At 42.1% G+C, this 20,348-nt stretch carries 21 protein-coding genes and 1 pseudogene; all 22 read right to left on the bottom strand.

Annotated elements, in window-relative coordinates; all coding sequences use genetic code 11:
- Positions 1 to 9: 9 nt before the first annotated feature.
- The 22 genes and pseudogenes from ftsY to EAI95_RS00415 all read right to left on the bottom strand — a co-directional run bounded on the left by ftsY (position 10) and on the right by EAI95_RS00415 (position 20,344).
- Positions 10 to 1,677 carry a signal recognition particle-docking protein FtsY gene (gene ftsY / locus EAI95_RS00510; RefSeq protein WP_061564202.1) on the bottom strand — a complete coding sequence of 556 codons (1,668 nt, stop codon included), beginning with the start codon at positions 1,675 to 1,677 and terminating at the stop codon, positions 10 to 12.
- The gene (locus EAI95_RS00505; RefSeq protein ID WP_023023906.1) at positions 1,677 to 2,498 is read right to left on the bottom strand and encodes a Cof-type HAD-IIB family hydrolase; all 822 of its coding nucleotides are present in this window, start codon (positions 2,496 to 2,498) and stop codon (positions 1,677 to 1,679) included. The genes ftsY and EAI95_RS00505 overlap by 1 nt, the downstream gene beginning before the upstream one ends.
- Positions 2,495 to 3,292, bottom strand: coding sequence for an HAD family hydrolase (locus EAI95_RS00500; protein WP_129821886.1), 798 nt, complete (start codon positions 3,290 to 3,292; stop codon positions 2,495 to 2,497). Before EAI95_RS00500 ends, EAI95_RS00505 begins: the two co-directional genes overlap by 4 nt.
- Positions 3,282 to 6,827, bottom strand: a complete 3,546-nt coding sequence (smc, locus tag EAI95_RS00495) for a chromosome segregation protein SMC (RefSeq protein WP_129821885.1) — start codon at positions 6,825 to 6,827, stop codon at positions 3,282 to 3,284. Before smc ends, EAI95_RS00500 begins: the two co-directional genes overlap by 11 nt.
- On the bottom strand, positions 6,818 to 7,519 hold the full coding sequence (gene rnc, locus EAI95_RS00490) for a ribonuclease III (RefSeq protein WP_129269696.1): 702 nt from the start codon (positions 7,517 to 7,519) through the stop codon (positions 6,818 to 6,820). Before rnc ends, smc begins: the two co-directional genes overlap by 10 nt.
- Before the next feature lie 351 nt (positions 7,520 to 7,870).
- The gene (locus EAI95_RS00485) at positions 7,871 to 8,077 is read right to left on the bottom strand and encodes a hypothetical protein (RefSeq protein WP_129821884.1); all 207 of its coding nucleotides are present in this window, start codon (positions 8,075 to 8,077) and stop codon (positions 7,871 to 7,873) included.
- A complete protein-coding gene (locus tag EAI95_RS00480; RefSeq protein ID WP_129821883.1) occupies positions 8,058 to 8,282 on the bottom strand; it encodes a DNA-binding protein in 225 nt (74 codons plus the stop codon). Before EAI95_RS00480 ends, EAI95_RS00485 begins: the two co-directional genes overlap by 20 nt.
- Before the next feature lie 149 nt (positions 8,283 to 8,431).
- Positions 8,432 to 8,563 carry a hypothetical protein gene (locus EAI95_RS10075; protein WP_275112095.1) on the bottom strand — a complete coding sequence of 44 codons (132 nt, stop codon included), beginning with the start codon at positions 8,561 to 8,563 and terminating at the stop codon, positions 8,432 to 8,434.
- 142 nt (positions 8,564 to 8,705) lie between these two features.
- Positions 8,706 to 9,461: a hypothetical protein gene (locus tag EAI95_RS00475; protein WP_129821882.1), complete on the bottom strand. Its 756-nt coding sequence runs from the start codon at positions 9,459 to 9,461 to the stop codon at positions 8,706 to 8,708.
- A 143-nt stretch (positions 9,462 to 9,604) separates the two neighbouring features.
- Positions 9,605 to 9,952 (bottom strand): hypothetical protein, encoded by a 348-nt coding sequence (locus EAI95_RS00470; protein ID WP_129821881.1) that lies wholly within the window; start codon positions 9,950 to 9,952, stop codon positions 9,605 to 9,607.
- Between the two features lie 12 nt (positions 9,953 to 9,964).
- Entirely contained in the window at positions 9,965 to 10,384 is a 420-nt protein-coding gene (locus EAI95_RS00465; RefSeq protein WP_129821880.1) for a hypothetical protein, read from the bottom strand.
- Complete coding sequence (locus tag EAI95_RS00460) at positions 10,381 to 10,650, bottom strand: SH3 domain-containing protein (protein WP_129822339.1); 270 nt, start codon at positions 10,648 to 10,650, stop codon at positions 10,381 to 10,383. The genes EAI95_RS00465 and EAI95_RS00460 overlap by 4 nt, the downstream gene beginning before the upstream one ends.
- 48 nt (positions 10,651 to 10,698) lie before the next feature.
- Positions 10,699 to 11,118: pseudogene (locus tag EAI95_RS10015) on the bottom strand (N-acetylmuramoyl-L-alanine amidase); the annotation flags it as partial.
- Positions 11,119 to 11,129: 11 nt separating this feature from the next.
- The gene (locus EAI95_RS00455; protein WP_129821879.1) at positions 11,130 to 11,459 is read right to left on the bottom strand and encodes a phage holin; all 330 of its coding nucleotides are present in this window, start codon (positions 11,457 to 11,459) and stop codon (positions 11,130 to 11,132) included.
- Between the two features lies 1 nt (position 11,460).
- The gene (locus EAI95_RS09935) at positions 11,461 to 11,862 is read right to left on the bottom strand and encodes a hypothetical protein (protein ID WP_155223226.1); all 402 of its coding nucleotides are present in this window, start codon (positions 11,860 to 11,862) and stop codon (positions 11,461 to 11,463) included.
- A 32-nt stretch (positions 11,863 to 11,894) separates the two neighbouring features.
- Entirely contained in the window at positions 11,895 to 12,512 is a 618-nt protein-coding gene (locus EAI95_RS00445) for a hypothetical protein (protein WP_129821878.1), read from the bottom strand.
- Positions 12,513 to 12,518: 6 nt separating this feature from the next.
- Complete coding sequence (locus EAI95_RS00440; RefSeq protein ID WP_129821877.1) at positions 12,519 to 12,773, bottom strand: hypothetical protein; 255 nt, start codon at positions 12,771 to 12,773, stop codon at positions 12,519 to 12,521.
- A gap of 11 nt (positions 12,774 to 12,784) precedes the next feature.
- Complete coding sequence (locus EAI95_RS00435; protein ID WP_129821876.1) at positions 12,785 to 16,018, bottom strand: phage tail spike protein; 3,234 nt, start codon at positions 16,016 to 16,018, stop codon at positions 12,785 to 12,787.
- The gene (locus EAI95_RS00430) at positions 16,015 to 16,806 is read right to left on the bottom strand and encodes a distal tail protein Dit (protein ID WP_129821875.1); all 792 of its coding nucleotides are present in this window, start codon (positions 16,804 to 16,806) and stop codon (positions 16,015 to 16,017) included. The genes EAI95_RS00435 and EAI95_RS00430 overlap by 4 nt, the downstream gene beginning before the upstream one ends.
- A 15-nt stretch (positions 16,807 to 16,821) precedes the next feature.
- Positions 16,822 to 19,617, bottom strand: a complete 2,796-nt coding sequence (locus tag EAI95_RS10000) for a hypothetical protein (RefSeq protein WP_194167074.1) — start codon at positions 19,615 to 19,617, stop codon at positions 16,822 to 16,824.
- 14 nt (positions 19,618 to 19,631) lie between these two features.
- Positions 19,632 to 19,877: a hypothetical protein gene (locus tag EAI95_RS00420; protein WP_238662876.1), complete on the bottom strand. Its 246-nt coding sequence runs from the start codon at positions 19,875 to 19,877 to the stop codon at positions 19,632 to 19,634.
- A 125-nt stretch (positions 19,878 to 20,002) separates the two neighbouring features.
- Complete coding sequence (locus EAI95_RS00415; RefSeq protein WP_129821873.1) at positions 20,003 to 20,344, bottom strand: tail assembly chaperone; 342 nt, start codon at positions 20,342 to 20,344, stop codon at positions 20,003 to 20,005.
- Positions 20,345 to 20,348: the final 4 nt, after the last annotated feature.

The raw sequence follows: 20,348 nt of genomic DNA, 5'->3' as shown, positions 1-20,348 counted from the left end.
GTTTTTTGTTTATATCAAGCCTTCTAACAAGCCACGCATAAAGTTTTCAGAATTGAATTCACCGATGTCATCAATTTTTTCACCAAAACCGATTAATTTCACTGGAATATCCAATTCTTCTCGAATGGCAAGAACCACTCCTCCTCGAGCTGTTCCATCAATCTTAGTGAGGACGATACCAGTAATCGGCGTGATCTTAGAGAATTCCTTGGCTTGGACCAGGGCATTTTGTCCTGTAGACGCATCCAAGGCCAAGAAGGTTTCATGAGGGGCTGTAGGATCCACGCGCTTGATAATGCGACCGATTTTTTCTAATTCAGCCATCAGATTGTCTTTATTCTGAAGGCGACCAGCCGTATCAATCATCAAAACATCGACTTGTTCTGCCACTGCTCGTTCCATCCCATCAAAGACCACACTTGCAGGATCTGATTTTTCAGGACCTGTGACAACGGGCACATCCACACGACGTCCCCATTCAGCCAACTGAGCAACAGCTCCTGCCCGGAAGGTATCTGCTGCGACTAGCATCACTTTTTTCCCTTCCTTCTTGTACTTATGAGCTAGTTTTCCGATAGAAGTGGTTTTCCCAACGCCATTCACTCCGACAAAGAGCATGACGGTCAAACCGTCCTTAAAGTTGATTTGCTCATTGTATTGGCCATCTTTTTCATAGAGATCCACCAATTTTTCAATAATCACGCGACGCAAGGCATCCGGCTTTTTGGCATTTTCCAAGCGTGCTTCATAGCGGAGCTCTTCGGTCAGATTCGAAGCGACTTGGACTCCGACGTCACTCATAATCAAGAGTTCTTCTAACTCTTCAAAGAATTCTTCATCGACAGAACGGAAGTTAGCAAAAAATGCATTAAGCGCAGCACCAAATCCAGTCCGAGTTTTCTTCAAGCTTCGATTGTATTTTTCTTGAACTGTTTCTGTTGGTTGAGCAATTTCTGGCTCACTTGTCGTTTCTTCTACTAGAGGCTCTTCTTCAACCTCTTCTGAAATTTCAGGTTCGCTAGCAGCTTCCTCTACTGACAATTCTGCTTCAAGCTCTTCTGTATCTTCAGGTTCGCTAGTTGTTTCTTCTACTGGAGTGTCTTCTTCAAACTCTCCTGTTTCTTCCTCTGAACTTTCAGTAGTTGCTTCTTCAATTACTTCCTCGGGTTCTTTGGAAAGACTTGAAGTCTCATCCTCTGTTTCATTCTTTGCAAAAACATCCTCATCAAAGGCTTCTTGGGCAAGATCTGATGAAGAATTCAGAGGCTCTTCTTCAAGATTCTCTTCTTGTAACGTTTCTACTTCTATAGTCTGTTCTTCAGGAACAGGAGCAGGTTCGGTTACTTCCTCAGGAGAGGTAGCTTGCTCTAGTTGAGAAGAGCCCTCTTCCTCGATAGCTGTTTCCTGATTTACATGCTCTTCTGAAGGAACTTCTTCAATGGATGCTGTCGACTCTTGCGATGATCGCGCTGATTCGGCAGCCATTCGCTCTTTTAATTCTGCATAGTAGGCTTCCATTGCCGAAATCTTTGCTTCATCACTTTGTGAAGCCTTTTGTGATACTGGCTCAGCTGACGAGCTTGCTTTCTCAGGGCTTTCCACAAGCTCTTCTGTAAGATCCTGAACTTGTGGTTTTGTTTCTTCTTTTCTTCCAAATAGTCGGTCAAATAATCCCATTATTGACCCTCCTTCAATACATATTCTTCAATCGCTCTTCCGACTGCATCTTCATCATTGGTGTAGTCTGAGACTAGTGTGGCAATCTCTTTCACCTTATCCACCGCATTAGCCATGGCGATTCCTAGGCCTGCCCATCTTAACATGCTGGCATCGTTGGCTTCATCTCCACACGCCATGACTTGGCTAGCATCGATTCCTAAATACGCAACCAAAGCTTCCAAGCCTCGATCCTTTTGAACGCCTTTGGGGCACCATTCCAAGAGCATGTCTCTGGATTTAAAAATCTCAAAACGCTCCCTTAATTCAGGAGAAATCTTTGGAATAGCGCCATCCAAATAGTCCTGTTGAAAGGCCGTTACACACTTATTGTAGGAAATCTGACTGGACAAATCTTCAATAGAAACGGGAATAAAGTTCAAGTAAGGATTATAGAGAGGGTAAAGAGATTCTTGATCAGATACAAGTGTATAAACAACCCCTTCGCTGATGGCATCTAGGGGCAAACCAAGGTCCTCTGTCTCCTCATAAATACGGACGACATCATCACGAGAGAAAACTGTCTTCGCAATGATCTCCCCTGTATTCTTTTGTACCAAGCCACCATTAAACGTAATGGTGTATTCATCTGACAAGCCGGCAGTCCCAATCTCTTGAAGCAGAAAATCCATAGCCTTGAGGGGACGACCCGTCGTCAAAACTACCTTGACCCCTTTTTCTTGAGCTGCACGAATGGCAGCTAAGTTCCGAGGGGAGATTTTCTTCTCTGAGTTTAAGAGAGTACCGTCCAAGTCTAGTGCGATAACCTTAATCTGACTCATAATTCTTCCTCCATGAAGCGAAGGATAGATCCTGTCGAATGGTGAGCTAATACTTTTTCAGCCAATTCCAAAATCTCTGGACGGGCATTTTCTGGCGCAATTGGATGGCCAACAACCTGCATCATATGAAGATCATTGAGGTTATCCCCAAAAGCTAGGACTTGATCTTGACTAATGCCTAGCTGATCCATTAGTGCTTGGATGGCGACTCCCTTGTCCACATAATCCAAGACAATATCAATGCACTCATAACCAGTGGTCATAGCCTTAACACCCTCAACATTTTGGGTAACCCAGGCTTCCCCTTCCGCTAATACTTCTTGGTCAAAATTGGTGGTCATCTTAAAGACAAGATCATCAATTTCTGAAAAATCAGACACCATTTGAATATTTTCATTGTAGTTTTGCGAAGCAGCTAGATAGTCTGGATCAACGGTCTTTAAAACATAGCTCCCGCGTTTTCCCGTTAACAAGCACTTATTTTTATCGAAATAAGGACTTTCTTGTAACTTGGCAAACATGGCTTGGTAAAATTCAGGACTCATGGTCGCTTCATAGACATCTTCACCATGAAACTCAACAACACTGCCGTTTTCAGCTATAAAAATAATCTGATCCTGAACCTCTTTAAAGATTGTCTTCAAAGAGAGGAGAGGCCGACCACTTGCTGCGGCAAAGTAGATCCCTTTTTCTTGAAACTTCTTTAATACCTTTAGGAATAAAGCTTGATCAAATTGATGGTTTTCATCCAAAAAGGTCCCATCCATGTCTGTTGCGACTAATTTAATTTCCATTATCCATTCCTTCTATATCTTTCAGCTTCACAGATACAATCTTAGAGACTCCAGATTCTTGCATGGTCACTCCATAGATGGAATCTGCTGCAGCCATGGTTCCCTTACGGTGGGTAACCACAATAAACTGACTTTCCTTATCAAAACGATTGAGGTAATCCCCAAAACGTTTAACATTGGCCTCGTCTAGAGCCGCTTCTACCTCATCCAAGATGACAAATGGAATAGTCTTGACACGAATGATTGAAAAGAGCAGCGCCAATGCTGACAAAGCTTTCTCCCCACCACTCATCAAATTCAAGGATTGAATTTTCTTACCAGGCGGTTGAACAGAAATCTCGACCCCAGCTGACAAGAGATCCCCATCCGTCAAGATGAGATCAGCGGATCCTCCCCCAAACATCTGTTTAAAGGTTACTCGGAAGGATTCACGAATCGCTTCAAACGTAGACTTAAAGCGTTCTTTCACCTCATCATTCATGTCATTAATGGTTTCAAGAAGAAGATTCTTCGCTGCCAAGACATCTTCTCGTTGACCGGAAAGGAAATCAAACCGAGTCTTGACCTCATCGTATTGTTCGATAGCATCAATATTGACAGGGCCTAAGGCTTTAATCGCTTTCTCCAAGTCTTTTAAGACTTGCTCAGACTGGACTAGATTTTCTAGTTCGTTGGCCTGATTAGATGCCTCTTCAAAACTCATCTTGAATTCGTCTGTCAGTGCCAACATGAGTTTATTCAATTTGTCTGCCAAGCGATCGCGATTGGATTCTGCTTTGGCCTGTAGGCGAATCCACTCCTCATTTTGACGACGGGCTTGTTCCATATGACCCGCTACATCTTCAGACTGGCCTTCCAAATCCTCTAATTCAAATTGCTTACGAATCACAGCTTGCTCCAGAGCGGTTTTCTCTTGAAGGGTTGCTTGCAGTTGTTTTTCAAGGACAGAAACATCGATTTGCTCATGTCGATCTTCTCCCTGCTCAATCGCATATTGGAGAGCTTGGATTTCCCGTTCAGTAGAAGCCAACTCTTGCTGCAAGCGTTCGGCATCTGTCTGGTCATAGGTCAATCGACTCTTCAACTCTGTTTTCTGTAATTGGAGCTTGGCAATGGCTGCTCGTAAATTTTCAATTTTCTCAACAACGACATCTTTATTGAGCTTGACTTCTTCAATCTCAGCAGTGACTTGCTCTTTTTCTGCCTCAATTTCTTTCAGTCGCGCTTGCAAGCGATCTCGTTTTTGGAGGAGCTCTTGGTTGCTCCCTTCATCCAGCTCTGTACGAATGACTTCTAACAGCTCTTCAGCGTCCAAGAGTTGCTGGTGAGCTTGCTCATAAGCCAGTTGAAGACGTTGCTCTTCTAATCGAGCTTCTTCTCCTTGGCCTTTCAAAGATTCTAGTTTTTCTTGTGATCGGGTCACTTGATCCTGTTGCTCTTGAACCTGGCCTTCTACTTCCCGTAAGTTCTTCTGAAGAGAGGCCAATTCTTGGTGCAAGCGATCCAATTCTGGCTTGATAAAAATCGAATTATTGCTTCGATTCGCTCCCCCTGCATAGGAACCACCTGTGCGAAGTTCGGTTCCATCGAGCGTCACGATACGAACCTGGTAGGCAACCTTGCGGGCAGCCGCCTTGGCGTGCTCAATCGTATCAAAAATAGCCGTGACCCCCAAAAGATTCTGGAAAATCGACTCGAGGGAAGTATCATAGTCCACCAAACTGCTGGCCATCCCTAGGAATCCTGGACAGGCTTCAATCAGTTCTTGATTCTTTCCAGTTAGGTAGCGTGGTTTAATAGTTGTCAAAGGAAGGAAGGTTGCCCGACCCGAGCGATTCTTCTTCAGATGTTCGATTGCCCGTGTTGCTGCACCTTCGTCTTCTACGATGATATGCTGACTGCTGGCACCCAGAGCAATCTCCAAGGCAGTCTGATACTCTGGTGAGAAGGAGAGTTTTTCACTGACAGCTCCTACAATCCCGCCCAGACGAGCCGCTTCTTGCAAGACACTCTTCACACCAGCATAAAAATTACTATGATTTTTTTGAATCGCCTCTAAACTTTTAATGCGAGCCTGTTTTTCCTTACTTTGATCCAGTAGATCAAACATCTTGGCTTGCCCCTTTTGATAGGACTGGCGAGCTTCCTCAAATCGTTTCGCTTCTGACTGATAGGTCTCAAGCAAGTGTTTCAGATGCTCTTGAGCGAGTTGATAAGACTCTTTAGCAACTTGCTCTTTTTCCTGCAATTCTGTCACCATTTGGATTTGATTTTGGTAATCTTCCTTTTTACTTTGTGACAATTGAGCTGAGGCCTCCAATTGATTTTCAATGGTTGTTAATTCGTTTGATCTCTCCGCTTCATCCTGCATCAAGGCCACGTATTTTTCACGTAAATAATCGATTACCTGATCTGGATCTTCTGAGAAGCTGGCCAACTCTTTCTCCAGACCTTCCAGAGCTACTTGGCTCTTTTCCAGTTCTTCTTGAAGACTCTTTGTATTGGCTTGTTTTTCTTCCAACTGGTTCCGAAGAACTTGTAGGCGCTCTTCCAGACTATTGACCCGCTCTTGATTTTCCTGACGACTTCGAGCGACCTGTTGCGACTCCAAGCGTGCCAATTCGATTTGTTTCTCCAAATCACTTAAGAGACGAGTCAATTCCAAGAGGCTAGCTTGATCATCTGACAATTGGTGTTGAAGGGTCTGACGACTCTGTTTCAATCGGAGACTTTCCGCCTCATACTCTTCTCTTTTCTGGTAATAAGCCTTTAATTGCTCTTGGATGGAGGCTTCTTCTTGGACGGCTTGATCATAGTCTTTTTTATTGACTTCAATTTGTGCAATCAAAACATCCAAATAAAGAACTTGGCGTTGTTGATCCAATTCTAAGAAACGTTTGGCCACAAGGGCTTGCTTTTCAAGAGGTTTGATTTGCCCCTCTAACTCAAAAATAATGTCTTCCAGACGGTCCAAATTATCCTGGGTCTGAACCAACTTAGATTCCGTTTCCTTGCGACGTGTCTTAAATTTAAGAACCCCAGCGGCTTCCTCAAAAATAGCCCGTCTCTCTTCTGGTTTGGAGTTGAAGATTTCTTCAACCTTCCCTTGGGAAATAATAGAGAAAGAATCTCTCCCAAGTCCAGTATCCATAAAGAGATCATGGACATCTCTCAAACGGACTTTCTTACCATCAATCTTGTATTCACTATCACCCGAGCGATAAATATGACGCTCCACTCGGATTTCTTTAGCAGCCTGTTTGATAAAGCCATCCCGGTTATCCAGTACTACCGTTACGCAAGCGTAGTTTAAGGGTTTCCGAGTTTCAGTCCCAGCAAAAATCACGTCCGGCATCTTGCCACCACGTAGGCTCTTGACACTCGATTCACCTAAGGCCCAGCGCAGACTTTCCGTAATGTTCGATTTTCCAGATCCATTAGGGCCCACCACTGCGGTTACCCCTTGGTCAAAGATGACTCGGGTCTTATCTGCGAAAGACTTAAAGCCTTGAATCTCAATTTCCTTTAAATACATGAGGGATCCACCTTATTCTCCACTGCTTTTTTTGCTGCTTCTTGTTCTGCAGCCTTTTTAGACCGGCCACGTCCTTGACCGATGATTTTCCCATTGACAGACACTTGCACTTCAAACTCCTTGGCATGAGCCGGTCCTGACTCACTCGTCACTTCATAGGTAATCAGCACATCCCCATGGATTTGAAGGATTTCTTGCAAGCGCGTCTTATAGTCAATCACTTGCTCAAATTGGCCTGCCTCGACTTTAGGAATCATGACTTGCTGAATGAAGTTCCGCACCATCTCTACTCCCTTATCCAAGAGTAAGGCGCCTAAAAAAGCTTCAAACAAATCTCCTAAGATGGTATCTCGGTTACGTCCACCAGATTTTTCCTCTCCCTTGCCAAGTTTGATAAATTGATCGAAACCACAATCACGAGAGAAACCTGCTAGGCTTTCCTCACGAACAATCATGGAACGCATTTTTGACAAATCACCCTCTGGCTTACTAGGATAGAGGGCAAATAAATATTCGGAAATCACTAACTGGAGAACAGCGTCTCCTAAAAATTCCAAACGTTCATTATGTGAAATTTTTAAGAGGCGATGCTCATTCGCATATGAGGTATGTGTAAAAGCTGTTTCCAACAATTCTGTATCGTCAAAAGTCAGCCGAAATTTCTCAACAAGAAGGTTATATAAGGCTTGCATCACGTTACTACTTTCTTTCTTCATTTATGCATCTGGATTGAATCCTGTGACCTATTCCGTCCAAAAGATACACCCCTCTATTATACCAAAAACAATCTGTGGTTGCCATCAAATGCCGATAACTTGCTATCAGTTAGAAAAATCAATATTTTCAAAAAAAATACATACTGAATAATTCCGGATAATTAAAATAAACCGTAGTCAAACCGTATTCATTTATTGCCCGTATTGTTGAGAAAGTGAGCCTAAAAGGGCTTTTTTCGTTATAATAGACATTTTCCAAAATTTCCATTATAACGGAAATAAAAAAAGGCTGTATAAACAACCTTTTATTTTCCATCTATTTCAGTATCAATAAGCATAGATAACCCCATTATCCACGTATCCGACTTTTCTCACGCCGTCGATTGGTTTCATTCCCCGGCCTTCTAATAAGAGTATATCATCTTCATCAACCCAAAAGTCATAACCATCAGCGAACTCTTCAAAAGTCATTGTGCCCTGAAACTCTAATTCATAAATTCCATTAAGTAATTCTTCAATTCTTCTTTCCATCATTTTTTTCTCCTTTTTTATTTGTAAAGATAAATATTTTAGTTTCCGCAAAATCATTTAATTTTTCGGCTGTAAGTAAGGCCATTTTATCCATACTGGTTTTTCCCTTTCTAAGGTCTGCTACTGTAGACCAAGGGACGCCTGCGCCTTTGGCAATTGCGCTTGTGCTTATCTCGCTGTTTAATAACTTTTCTATTTGTTCTCTCATTTAATAACCCTCTTATTTCCGTCTATCTTTTAAAATCAGCAGAAATATAAAAAATACGATTGTAAAGATTGGTAAATATTTCATTTTATTGACCGATATGATATAATCATGGTAGGTGTAAGGGGCTTTCGCCCCGACCTACCAGAGCCTTACTTGAACCGCTTTGCTTTGCTCGGCTTGCGTTCTTTTGGCTCTTTTTTTATTGCCATGATAACACTTGCGATCCCTGTTAATAAGGTTCCAGTTGCTACCATTAGTTCAGCAATCTCTGATATTTTCATATCTTCCTCCTTTCTGATTATATTATATCACGGTATGCCGTGATTGTCAACGCTTTTTATAAAAATAATTAAAGATTTTTCATTCTGGAACTAGTTTCAGAGCAAACAAAAAACCCTCCCGAATTGGGAGGGTGTGTGTGTCTTATTGTAGATTCTCCGGCCACGGGTCATCTGTGATATATGACATATCAGTAAATCGTAAATCTCCGATGTCTCGGTCAGTAGGCACGGGATCATCGAATTGTAAGCGTAGCTGGTTGCCGTCACCCGGCCCACCTAGATAGAAAGTGCCAAGGCGTTTCCCCTTGTCATTTGTCATAATACCAAGTTTTGAGCTAGTGGCACGAAAACCGACGGGTATACCGCCGACGTTTAAGATCACCACGTTTCGCTCACGGTCTGACCCTTGAGGAACGTAGCTGGGCGCACCTCGTCTCACGATTCCAAACCAACCCCACGATAGACCACCGAAGCCGACCTCTACCGTGGAGTTTATACGTCTAAACTCGACATACGCATTGTTTTGGCTTGATGAAATTCTTGGCTTGTGTTTGACATCACCAAACAAGACAGACCAAGCGTTAGAGCCAGTTCCAGCATTTTTTTTGATCCACTTCACCGCTCCATTCTTAGCTGTGGTATCGGTATAAATTGTACCGATATCAGCATTAAGATTGTATGGGAAGCCTTGACCTTTTAATTCTGTACTTGCACTGCTTCCGCCCGCTCCGACCTTACGTTTGAGTTCTTCCAAGTCGTTCTTGCTTGCAAGCTGGCTAATGTCCACTACTGGTACTTTAGACTTAGTGACAAAGGGATCGCCACCATTTTTTAGTTTTTCGTCAATGAGAGCATCCAGACCTAATTCTACGTGCTTCTCTTTGATGTTAGTCGCCATTTGACTTTGTAGTTGAGCATATGTAGGGAATAACTCGTAAGCCTTGGTAGTCTGTAACGCCCCGCTCTGTTGACCTTGAAGCACACCGACGTCATGGCCTATCAGCTTGATAGCTTCTTTTAATTTCTCCATGCGTCACCTCCTTAGAGGGTATTCTTGGCCGTGGTATAAATTTGAACAAAGTCAGTAGTTTCAAGATCAGTCAATTTCTGCCCGAGCTCGGTCATTTTAGACACGATAGCGCTGTCTGGATTTTCGCCAGCTTTGATCTTGTCAGCAATCTCTTTCAGCGTGTCTAACTCTTCCGGTGTACCTTCTCCAAGTATTGCCGTTTTTACGCCCTGAATAGCCGTGTCTAGTTGTTGCTGCGTGATTCCGCCTTGACCGACTTCAGATTTTTCCGCCTTGTTTGCCAAATCTCGTTTAATTTCCTTAATGTCGGTTCCAACGGCTTGGGCAAAGCGTGTAATTCTTTCTGTGTTTAAACTCATTATTTCTCCTTCTTAAATTTTGGCTAGATTGTAAAGATCGACTAATTCCGGGAAGTTATCCTTTTCACTTTCTTTTTCAAGTTCTTCAACTTGCTTGCTAGTGTATTCTTCGATAGATTGGATAACGTCAACCTTTGCGCTTTTATCACTTGGAAAAACGTAGTTACCAGCTTCAATTTCAATTTGATAAATTCCAACCGGCAAAACTTTCCCAATTTTAAAACTAACCTTGGAATTTTCTACAAGGCTTTCAATTTCGATTTTACCCTTGCTGTTTCCAAGTCTAACCTTGGCGGTTTGGCCGTCCAAGCTTGTGATCTTTTTGTTATCGTAGTCTAAAAGTTCAAACTCAAAAAGGGAAGAAAAGTCACCTTGTTTAATGACTTCCCCGCCCTTTGTTTGGTTTAAATTCGTTGAATTGAATCCAATCATTCAAGCATACCCCATAAATCAGTACGGTTTCCGGCTTCATCCACGGGACCAATAGCCATATAGTTGCGGTTTCCGGATTCTCCGACGTAGGAGATCCAGCGGAAACCGGCATTGGTCCCCTTAGAATCGTAATGGACTTTTTCCCCCGGTTGGTAAGTTGCCACGATTTCACCGGTTAAATCCGGATAACGGCGGACATTGATAGGACTATCTCCCACGGTGAAAGTAGCGTCTTCAGGGAAGAATGGAACTTCATGGTTCGCCATAACTTCCGTAACGATTTCTTTCAATTCTTCTTTTTCTAGCGGTTCGCCCTTCGGACGGAAAGCGGTAGGATAGAGCGCACTATATGGATAGATAGCTAAATCAAAACTAGCGCCCCCGTTCGGCCCAGGTTCACCGGCTTGGTTTTGTCCAAGGAACCAACCTTGTGAGCCGTCAATATCTCCTACGAAAATAGCGACGTGTGAAACCGGCGTGACTGCTGTTTCCATAAAAACAGCTACTTCCCCGCCTTGTATGATTTCAACTTCGTCAAAAAAATCCAAGATACCGTTATAATGACGCTGTTCCCAAAGGTCTTTAACATAGCCGGAATCTGTACAGTTTGCAAAAGGGACACCAAGCCATAAACAATATTTAGCGTAGCCGTCCCAGCATTGCCAACCAAACCAGCCGTCAATATCAAACCCTTGTCCCAATACTTCATCTTGAAATAGTTTTACTTTATCCATGCTTTTTCACCTCAATTTTTCCAAGCGTCGTTTGCTGTTTTAACCGCGGATTCAATAAATGTATTTAACTGGTCATTTGTTAAATAAATATTGTGTGCTTCAAGTCCTTCAATAAGGCTTGTTTTTGCGTATTCTCGCTTAGCGGAACCGTGAATATCCAATTTATCCGCTACTTGCTCGGTAGCGTTTACGGCGTTTCTAGCTAGGATTTCAACCACTTCAAGGGCTTTCTTTCCGCCTCGCGTTGTAAGATAGTTTTTTACTGCATTAACAACAATACCTACTAACACTACAAAAATGCTCATAGCCCCACTGGTTACAATTTCAGTAATTTGGTTCATTTCAATTTTCCTCTTTAATTTCTAGGTCTAAAAACCGTTCAAATAGCACCTTAATAGCACCATTCCCGCCTAATTCGATATAACTCTCATATAAGCGGGAAAGTTCTTCTATTTCGTGCTGGTTAGTATGCCCTCTTTTAAGGGCGTTTTTTAAGTTTTCTTGCAATCGAAAACGTTGCAAGCGTTGCAAGCCTTTTCCGATAATAGTCAGATTCTTATTGTTTTTTTCTCCGATCCCTTCCACGTTTAAGACGGATTTTTCTAAATCGTCGATCTTGTCAGCCAGATCTCTTAATTTTTGGTCCGCTTCTTTACTTGTTTTGGTACTTTTAAAGGAAAAATAACTAGGTATAATCACAACTAAAACCGGGGTTAGCTTGTCAATTAGGTCCACTAGGGCCATTTTAACCACCTCCCTATACTGGTTCTAATTGTTTATTGTGCCGGTTGCGTTTCCAATTCATTTGAAGCTTTCGGGGTTTCTTTTGGCTCGGTCCACTTCCAAAGCCCAAGTTTTCCATTTTGGTGCAATGTTTCAAGCTGTTTCAAGGTTTCGCCCTTGTAAGTGAAAGGCTCGTTGACTTGAACCATGACGCGTTTCCCTTCTTGGAATTTTTCAACATGGTCAGGATCTTCCACTACAAAGATTTCTTGTGGTTGGTAGGTCTTGCCGTTTTGTCCAAGCTCCACCAATTCCAGACCACGTTTAAAGATAGTAGGATCTAGCGGGTTATCTGTGTCAGTTACCCGTGCCAAAACTGCCCAATCTGCCACGGCTTTTACTTCCGCGATCTTGGTATCTTTTTCAGCTAGTTTTTCTTCATAGCTTTCTGCTTGTTTGTGCAAGTCTTCCTGAAGCTTTTTAACGCCTTCAGCCGGGTTCAATTCGGTTGAAACCTGTCCTAATACTGCCTTAATAAGTACTTCATCTGTTTCACCCAGACGGTCCCCGATTAAAACACGTTCAAAAACTGTATAAGGGTTTTCTTGTCGAATTGCGACAAAAGTACGCCCTTTTTCTTGCAAGTATTTGTTAATTACTTTAAATTCCATAAATTTTTATTCCTCTTCTAATTTGTTTGCCACTTCGTCAAAAAGTTCTTTCAAAGCTTCACCTTTTTCCAAGACTTTATTGACCTTTTCAAGTTGTGTTTGTGCTTGTTCAAGCTGTGCTTGAACTTCTACAAGTTGTTTTTGTACCTCTACAAGTTTTTCCTGTGCTTCATCATAAAAAATCTTGTAATTTGCTTGCTCAATCGCCTTATTTGCTAGTTGTACAGCTAGCTCATTGATGATTTTATCTGTTGTGTTCATAATATCCTCTTCTAAATATTTGTCCGATAATATCCCGGCGCACCTAAATTAGCGCGTTTTAGGTGATCTTCGATCCCCTTGAAGTTTTTATCTATTAAATTAAATAAAGTAACTAAAGAGTTCCCTTTTAAAAAGATTTCTTTGCCGGCTACTAGTGCATTATCTAAAAATACATTATGCAACTTATCTAAATCCCGTGTTTCGGTGTTTAAAGAAACGCCTCCGCTTAGAGAATTATGAATAAAGTCTATGTTTCTACCATAAAATGTTATAGCGGTTTGTACGTTGTTACCCTGTCGCCCATTCCAGATCTGAATACCGGCAGAAGTGTGTTCAATCCCGGTTTGACCGTTCCGGTTACTCATAAGTTGCGTATATGCACAAGGCACCCCGTTAATCGCACCTTGTCCAAAAATTAGAAATTGCATTGGTTTGCCTTCGAATCTGTTTCTAATTCCTACGGCTTCCTTATTCATTTCTAACCATCCAGTTTGTAAGTCAAAATCAGTAACGCCATTCAGAGATGATAGTGTTCCGCCCTTGATAACGTTCGCCGTCAAGCCATCGGTTGCGATATTCTTAGCCGTAACATTGATAAGGTTGGCCTTGCTTGCGTCAATTTCGTCAATGTGTGCCGTGCCGATTTGAGCCTTCCCGATCATGGATTTCTTGATAACCCCGTCTTTGATGATGGTCTTCTCACCGACTGATAGCAAGCCCTCGTTAATTCTGACAGATCCGTCAGGGTTGAGGTTTAACTGTCCCATCACGTCGCCCGCACTATTGAGATTGCGTACCGACCAAGATCCCGCGAGTTGTGTGACTTGCGTTCTGACTGCTTCAATAGGCTCGGCGCTATCTTCTGGAGCTGGTTGCCACTTGCGGTCTGCCGTTCCCTCATAAAAGTCAAGCTCGGTCATAAACATACCAGACCATACGTTAGGTATCCCGTCATAGCTGAATAACAAGTAACCATTATCAAAATCACCCGTATTAAACTTAAAGGTACGCTTGACGGCCTTGTCTGAATTAAAAGCGGGCGATCCAGTCTTGTCAAAGATTATCTGTCTCTCATCATAATCTTGATTAGCGGAGTCTTTTTTGCGTTTCCGCAACTCGATTATTACCCTTGCCGTGTTTGCGTCAAACGCTGTTAAATTAAGAATATAATCCGTATTGCGTTTGAAGATAAAGCGTGGACTGTTTACGACTGCCCCATTTTCAAGTAAAAACATTCGCTTTTGACCATTTAAGTAAAAGTGGTGTTCCAAAAACTTGAATTTTTTAGGGTCACCGTTCCAGTATTTCAAACCATCATCTGCTCGCGAATTTCGAAGCATATTAGGCCCGCCAGCCGTTGAATACTTACCAACTTCTGTCTGGAATATCTCGCTAGACATGACCAAACGCGATAGCTTATCCGGTGCGTCTGTTTCAGACGTTCCCATAATTCTTTCATAAATCTTGTTAGACTCGGTTAATTTGTTAAACTCAATGGTCTGTTTTCGGATTTCAATTTCAGCTTTATCCGATTTATTCATCAAGTATGAAATGCCATTATTAGCGCTTCTTTCTAATTCGTCGAATTTTGTTTTTTGTACAAATTCGGTCTTGATATTTTGCAAGATTTTATTATAAATAACCCCGGAATCTGTTTCTTTCAAGGTTTCCGACAATTTTTTAGTCAAATCTTGACTTTCTAAAACCTGCCTTTTGATCTGCTCGGAAAGTCTAGCGGTATCTGGAATTGTTCCAGCCTTCTTCAAAGCTTCTTCCGCTTTCCGGTCAGCCGTTTGAATTGCTTGGTCAGTAGTTTGTTTCAGTTCATTAAATTTCTGATCAATCTTTTCCCGCAAGCTTACTTCATTGTAAGTTCTTAGGATTTCTTCCCAGGCTTCACCCGTCCAGCGTTGCATGATGGTATGGCCTTCATGCTCCGGATCCGGCTTGTACCATATATCATTAATCAATACCTTTTTAGGGTATTTTTTAACGGGATCTTCCACGCTGTACCAGTTAGTGTTGTAACCGTCCGCGGATCTAACAAAATCAGGTAAGTTTTTGACAAAACTGTTAAATTCATTGTTAATGAAATCTTCTACGGCTTTATCTGCCACACTCTGAATTTTTGAGTTCGCGCTTTCACTTATTTGGTCGCCCAACTTGATGTCACTAGATTTATTGTTTAAACGGTTGAAAGTAATTTCAAAAATCCGTGTATCATAGTCTAGCTTTTTATCATGTCGGACAACTCGGATAGTGTCCCCGATTTTAACACCTTTCAGATAAACGCTTGACGTTTTCAAGGCTAATTGTGGACGGGACGCATTAACCAAGGCTTGATAGGTTAGTTTTATCAATTCATTGGGGTTTTCTTCCTCGTTAAAATCGACAAAACCAATCTTAGCCCTCATGGTTCCATCCGCATTCTTGATCCCGTAACGTTTAGTCATTTCCGGATCTTCTAGGTATCTTTGGCCTAGCGGTTTATCTAGCGGGTTCCCTTTGGCCTTGGACCATACCACGGATTCAAAGGTGATTTTTCTTCCGTAGCCGTCCGCTTCTTTCCCGCTTTCTTCAGCGCTAGAAACTTGTTCACCTTTTCCACGGCCTACCAAGGCGGTGTAAATGTTGGTCCTTTCAATCTCTTTTAGGATCTCTAGCGCATTGTGTCCATAGACTACGCGTTTTCCAGTAGCTTCACCAATTCGCTTTTTAAAATCAATATACCGGGCGCCAATACCGTTTCCGTTCATTTCCACAAAAAACTGCATTTCCAAGCCCCAAACTTTACAGATTTTTTTCAGGGCGTCAAAAACAGAAATGTAATAGAAATTCGTGCTACGGTTGATGGTTTCAGCAACAAACCGGGCGCGCCAGTTTGTATTTTTCAAAAGGTCATTAATGACGGCTTCAGCCCGCATATTGTTAGGACGTTTGTCAAAGACCGGGGTTTTCCTTAATTCTTCAATTCCAGACTGTACACCCGTAAATGTTGTAATGTCGCCTACTGTTTTCTTTTGAGCGATATAGAAATAATGGTATTGATGGTTATTTTCCATTGACTGGATTGCCATATACTCTACTTGTTCAAGTTCATCATCATTTAGCGCCTTTGTTTCAACCGTCAACCGGTCTGAAACGTAGTTATCGGTAGTGAGCGCGTAAGTCTGAAGGGCTGTCTTAACCGCTTTTTTATTGACGATTTTTACAAGCTTTTCCTTTTCATCAAAAAGATAGATCATGCTCGTTCATCCCTCCAAACTACATTCTTAACCGTTGCATTAACCGCGGTTATTGTGTCACCGTTCCGGACTGTAAAATTTTCCAGCGGACTGAATCGCTCTAATTCGCTTAGAATATTCCGGCCACCAAACGTAATTTTGATTTCATCCGGATCAAAAGAAATAATAATATCTTTCCCTGGTGTGTATGTCCCGGCGAATGAAAGCACCTTGGACCCGTTCAAAATTTGAAGTTGGTTTGTGGTTTTGGTTGGTGTAACCGTGATAGATTCTGGTAATACCTCCACCGCGTCCACCAAAGAAATGGACCCCGTTGAATTTTGGGGCCGTTTTTTCTTATAACCGTCCGGAATCAGCAAACTGAACTTACTAACAATACTTAGGCTTGTTTCTTCAAAGCTATCTGCCCCGTTGAAATAGCCGTAGTAAATGTAATCAGGTTCATCCCTGAAAGAGATTTCAAGGAACCCGCTAGGCGCGTGTGTCCTTAAAATTTTATTCAGCTTAGCGAACCGGTCCCGCATTTGGGCGCTAGTGTCCGCTTTTAGTTGGTACTTGATTTCTAGGGTGCGTTCTTCGTCTGAAAAACCATCCACCCAAACACCACGCCGGCCAGGGACTTTTGTAGTGGAAACGTTCTGCCCCAATAAGCCCCGGCCTGTTACTGTTAAATGTCTGTAACCCTCAACTAAACTATTAAGAGGTTGTCCATTAATTAGTAGGTTATCGCTAGGCTCAAAAGTAGCAACTTCCTGATCTAATTTTCCTAAACTAGTATAGTTATACATACTTCATCACCCTTTCTAATAACTTCCTAAAATTAATTCCATTTCTTGTTCTCTTGTGATGTCATTTGTAAACGCTCGGTAAGTCGTGCTTCCAAGTTTCAAGGTAATATCTGCCGGCTGTTGGTTCACCGTCAAAATTCCACCGTCAAAATTAACGTTTGGATCATAAGCGGTCAAGCTTCCCAAAGCACCTTCTACCGTGCTTAGTTCATCTTGAAATACCCCGGACAAGTCCTTATTAGTAAAGGCGTCAATAGCCCCTTGAGCCATTCCGCCTACCGACTTAGCCACGTTTTTAGTCTTGCTATCAACCCCGTTGATGAAACCTTGGTCGGTATAGATACCAAACTGTTTAAATACCCGTGATGGCGAATGGATACCAAGCAGATTTTTAGCCCAATCAATAGCACCGCTTACCGCGTCGCCTACCGCGTCAATCAAATTACCCGCAAAGTTTTTAACACCGTCAACAAATCCATTGATCAGATCAGCACCGGCGGAAATAGCGTTACCTACAAAGTCTTTAGCTCCTGTAATAGCATTAGAAAAAGCGTCTGTTACTGCCGTAACGATATTAGAACCGGCTTCTTGAACTGCGGTTACTGTTTTATTCCATCCGTCTGAAATACTTGAAAAAATATCATTCATGAAGTTTCCGATTGAAGAAGTAATATCGTTCCAAATATTTGAAATACTTGAAAAAATACTATTCAATGTGTCGGAAATAAATGAACTGATATTATTCCAAATTTCGGAAATAGTGCTAAAAATTCCGTTCATGGTATCAGAAATGAAACTACTGATATTGGTCCAAATTTCTTCCGCCGTACCTTTTACCCCGTTCCAAATATTATTCCAGGTTTCAGAAATAGTATTTAAAACATTCTGGATAGTTTCCCAAACACTATTGATAAGATTAGAAACAGTTTCATAAATTGCGTTCCAAACCGTGCTTACTACCTCGGAAATTGTATTCCAAATTGTGTTCCAAAGGTCTGAAATGAAAGTAAGGGTATTATTAATAACATCACTTACTAACTGGATGGACGTTTGGACAAGGTTACAAATAAAGTCCCAAATAGGGCCAACAACCGCCATTATCACATTCCAAATAGCTGTCCAAATCTCTTTTAGAAACTCCAATCCGGTTTGGATGATGGTAATTAAACCTTGGATAGCTATCCCAATAGCGGTTTTAATACCTTCCCAAATCGTATTAACAATTTCTTTGATGGTTTCCCAAGCCCCGGACCAGTCTCCATTGATGATCTGCATGATTAGCTTGATAATGCCTAAAATGACATTCAAACCAGTTTCAATTACATTTTTAACAAGGTCCCAAACAGTTTGAACTATCGGAACTATCGCATTCCAACCCGCTTCGATAATAGGCGCTACTGCATTAACGACGGTTTCCACCACTGCTTTTATAGCGTTCCAAATCGTTTCAGCGGTTTTAAGAATTAACTCATGATTCTCGTTCCACCAGGTAACCAAAGTACCAAAGATTTTTTTAACAAAGTTTACCACTTCGGTAATTGCGCTTGATACAGCTTTAGAAACCGCTTGAAATGCAGAATTAACCTTATCTCGGAACTCTTCACTTGAATTATACAAGCCCACCAAACCGGCCACGAATAGCGCAATAAGGCCAATTACTACCCAAACAGGGCCACTAATAGCACCAAGGGCGCTACCAATCGAACCAAACACGCCAGAAACGGCTGTACCGCTAGCAGTTGCACTTTGGAAACCGGTAATTAGGGCGGAAACACCGCTTGAAACCTTGCTTACAATTCCGACAATTCCACCTACTACCTTAGTAATGGTACCTACTACCGTAAGAATTGGACCAGCAGAAACCACAATCGCGCCAATCCATTTTTGCCATGGTTCAAGTGGTAAGTTGTCCCAGATAGTACCTAAAACGCGTACAATATTATCCTTGAATGTGATTATGGAATCTTTTAGGTTTTCCATCAAGGTTTTAATATCCGCATTTTTCTGACCAAGCCCCGCTACCAAGTTTTGGGCGGAAGCTTTCATAGATTCAAAGGACCCTGCCACTGTTTCGCTCGCTTCTTTGGCTGTCGTTCCAGTGATTCCCATTCGTTCCTGTGTAACGTGGATAGCTTGGATAAGCTTATCGAACGGAATATCCTTCACGTTTTTGGCCGTAGCTTTGAAGCTGTCACCCATTACGCCGGATTCATTAACCAGACGGGCCATTTCTTCCTGTGTACCACCATAACCAAGTTTCAAGTTGTCTAACATGGTATAGTTGTCTTTGGCAAAGCCCTGATAAGCGTTTTGAATGTCCTGAATATTCGTTCCGAACTTATTCGCATTATCCGCCATGTCCACGATAGCCATATCAGCATATTTTGAAGCTTGGACGGTATCACCGCCCAAACCTTGTAACAAACTAGCAGAAAAGGAAGTAACTTGCTCCATGTATTTCACGCCGGAAATGCCGGCCCGCTTGTATGCTGTTTCTGAATTTTTGATAACAGTTCCAGCGGAATCTTTAAAGAGTGTTTCAACCCCGCCCAGGGCTTGTTCTAACCCGGCAAAGGATTTAATAACACCACCGACGGCACCGGCTACCGGTAAAGTAAAACCGGCTGTCATTCCAGCGCCTACTTTCATCATGGAATCACCTACGCTATTAATCGAACCGCTCAACTTTTGAAGGCTTGAACCAGTCTGATTTTTTAAACTAGCAAGGGAGGCTTGGGCCTCTTTCAAACCATGTTGAAAGTCGGAAACGTTCGCTTTTAGTATGGCTGTTACGTCAAAATTTGCTCCCATTAATTACCTCCTTTCTATGCCTTATTCATCAACCTATTTCTTTCAGCCATATCCTTTTTTCTGTTTGGTCCGGACTGGTTAGGTTGATTTCTATTGAAAATCTTGTCAAATTCTTTTTGATGGTCATAAAAATCATTAAAGTTTTTAAATGCCGGACGGGCGGACTTACCGCGTCCTTTTTGTGCTTTAACCGACTGGTTAAACCATGCCTGGATAGCAGAGTTTAACCGCTTGTCCTCTTGCTGGATCGCGTAAGCCATATTATAGATTTCAAACTCTTCTAGTGTGGTCCGCATAGCTTCCTTGAAAGTCATACCGTGCCGGGCAATTAAAAGCGCCAGGGCTTCATCATAACCAAAATTAGAACTTGATTCTTGCGCTTGCCCTACTCCGCTAGGTTCATGGCCTTTTTGAGTAGGGGTGACGCTTTTAACTCTTGCATGATTTCTTCAATGGTCTGATCATACTTTTCATTAACAATTAGATCCTCAAGAAATTCTTCAATAGCGTCATTTGATGGTTTTTGTGCTTCCGTAACAGTCGCGGACTTAATCAAGTCAATCAAGGCCAAAGGGTCATTCATTGCGCGCCCGGCATTAAACATAGTCATAGCGCCATAGCCTGTTTTCATTCCTTCCATTTCAACCGAATGAAGCTTGTTCATTTCACGCAAGAAACCAATTCCAAAGCGTAAAGTATAGTCTTTTCCACCAATATTTAAAATCATGTGT

The sequence above is a fragment of the Streptococcus sp. bf_0095 genome (assembly GCF_004166885.1).
GTDB lineage: Bacteria > Bacillota > Bacilli > Lactobacillales > Streptococcaceae > Streptococcus.
The sequence above is the reverse complement of the archived record's forward strand: the minus strand, read 5'-3'. Positions and strand labels throughout refer to the sequence as shown.

Bases quoted from the DNA above. Each gene is read 5' to 3' on its own strand.
- ftsY (WP_061564202.1), bottom strand. From the start codon at position 1,677: ATGGGATTATTTGACCGACTATTTGGAAGAAAAGAAGAAACAAAACCA.
- EAI95_RS00505 (WP_023023906.1), bottom strand. From the start codon at position 2,498: ATGAGTCAGATTAAGGTTATCGCACTAGACTTGGACGGTACTCTCTTA.
- EAI95_RS00500 (WP_129821886.1), bottom strand. From the start codon at position 3,292: ATGGAAATTAAATTAGTCGCAACAGACATGGATGGGACCTTTTTGGAT.
- smc (WP_129821885.1), bottom strand. From the start codon at position 6,827: ATGTATTTAAAGGAAATTGAGATTCAAGGCTTTAAGTCTTTCGCAGAT.
- rnc (WP_129269696.1), bottom strand. From the start codon at position 7,519: ATGCAAGCCTTATATAACCTTCTTGTTGAGAAATTTCGGCTGACTTTT.
- EAI95_RS00485 (WP_129821884.1), bottom strand. From the start codon at position 8,077: ATGATGGAAAGAAGAATTGAAGAATTACTTAATGGAATTTATGAATTA.
- EAI95_RS00480 (WP_129821883.1), bottom strand. From the start codon at position 8,282: ATGAGAGAACAAATAGAAAAGTTATTAAACAGCGAGATAAGCACAAGC.
- EAI95_RS10075 (WP_275112095.1), bottom strand. From the start codon at position 8,563: ATGAAAATATCAGAGATTGCTGAACTAATGGTAGCAACTGGAACCTTA.
- EAI95_RS00475 (WP_129821882.1), bottom strand. From the start codon at position 9,461: ATGGCGACTAACATCAAAGAGAAGCACGTAGAATTAGGTCTGGATGCT.
- EAI95_RS00470 (WP_129821881.1), bottom strand. From the start codon at position 9,952: ATGAGTTTAAACACAGAAAGAATTACACGCTTTGCCCAAGCCGTTGGA.
- EAI95_RS00465 (WP_129821880.1), bottom strand. From the start codon at position 10,384: ATGATTGGATTCAATTCAACGAATTTAAACCAAACAAAGGGCGGGGAA.
- EAI95_RS00460 (WP_129822339.1), bottom strand. From the start codon at position 10,650: ATGGCGAACCATGAAGTTCCATTCTTCCCTGAAGACGCTACTTTCACC.
- EAI95_RS00455 (WP_129821879.1), bottom strand. From the start codon at position 11,459: ATGAACCAAATTACTGAAATTGTAACCAGTGGGGCTATGAGCATTTTT.
- EAI95_RS09935 (WP_155223226.1), bottom strand. From the start codon at position 11,862: ATGGCCCTAGTGGACCTAATTGACAAGCTAACCCCGGTTTTAGTTGTG.
- EAI95_RS00445 (WP_129821878.1), bottom strand. From the start codon at position 12,512: ATGGAATTTAAAGTAATTAACAAATACTTGCAAGAAAAAGGGCGTACT.
- EAI95_RS00440 (WP_129821877.1), bottom strand. From the start codon at position 12,773: ATGAACACAACAGATAAAATCATCAATGAGCTAGCTGTACAACTAGCA.
- EAI95_RS00435 (WP_129821876.1), bottom strand. From the start codon at position 16,018: ATGATCTATCTTTTTGATGAAAAGGAAAAGCTTGTAAAAATCGTCAAT.
- EAI95_RS00430 (WP_129821875.1), bottom strand. From the start codon at position 16,806: ATGTATAACTATACTAGTTTAGGAAAATTAGATCAGGAAGTTGCTACT.
- EAI95_RS10000 (WP_194167074.1), bottom strand. From the start codon at position 19,617: ATGGGAGCAAATTTTGACGTAACAGCCATACTAAAAGCGAACGTTTCC.
- EAI95_RS00420 (WP_238662876.1), bottom strand. From the start codon at position 19,877: ATGGCTTACGCGATCCAGCAAGAGGACAAGCGGTTAAACTCTGCTATC.
- EAI95_RS00415 (WP_129821873.1), bottom strand. From the start codon at position 20,344: ATGATTTTAAATATTGGTGGAAAAGACTATACTTTACGCTTTGGAATT.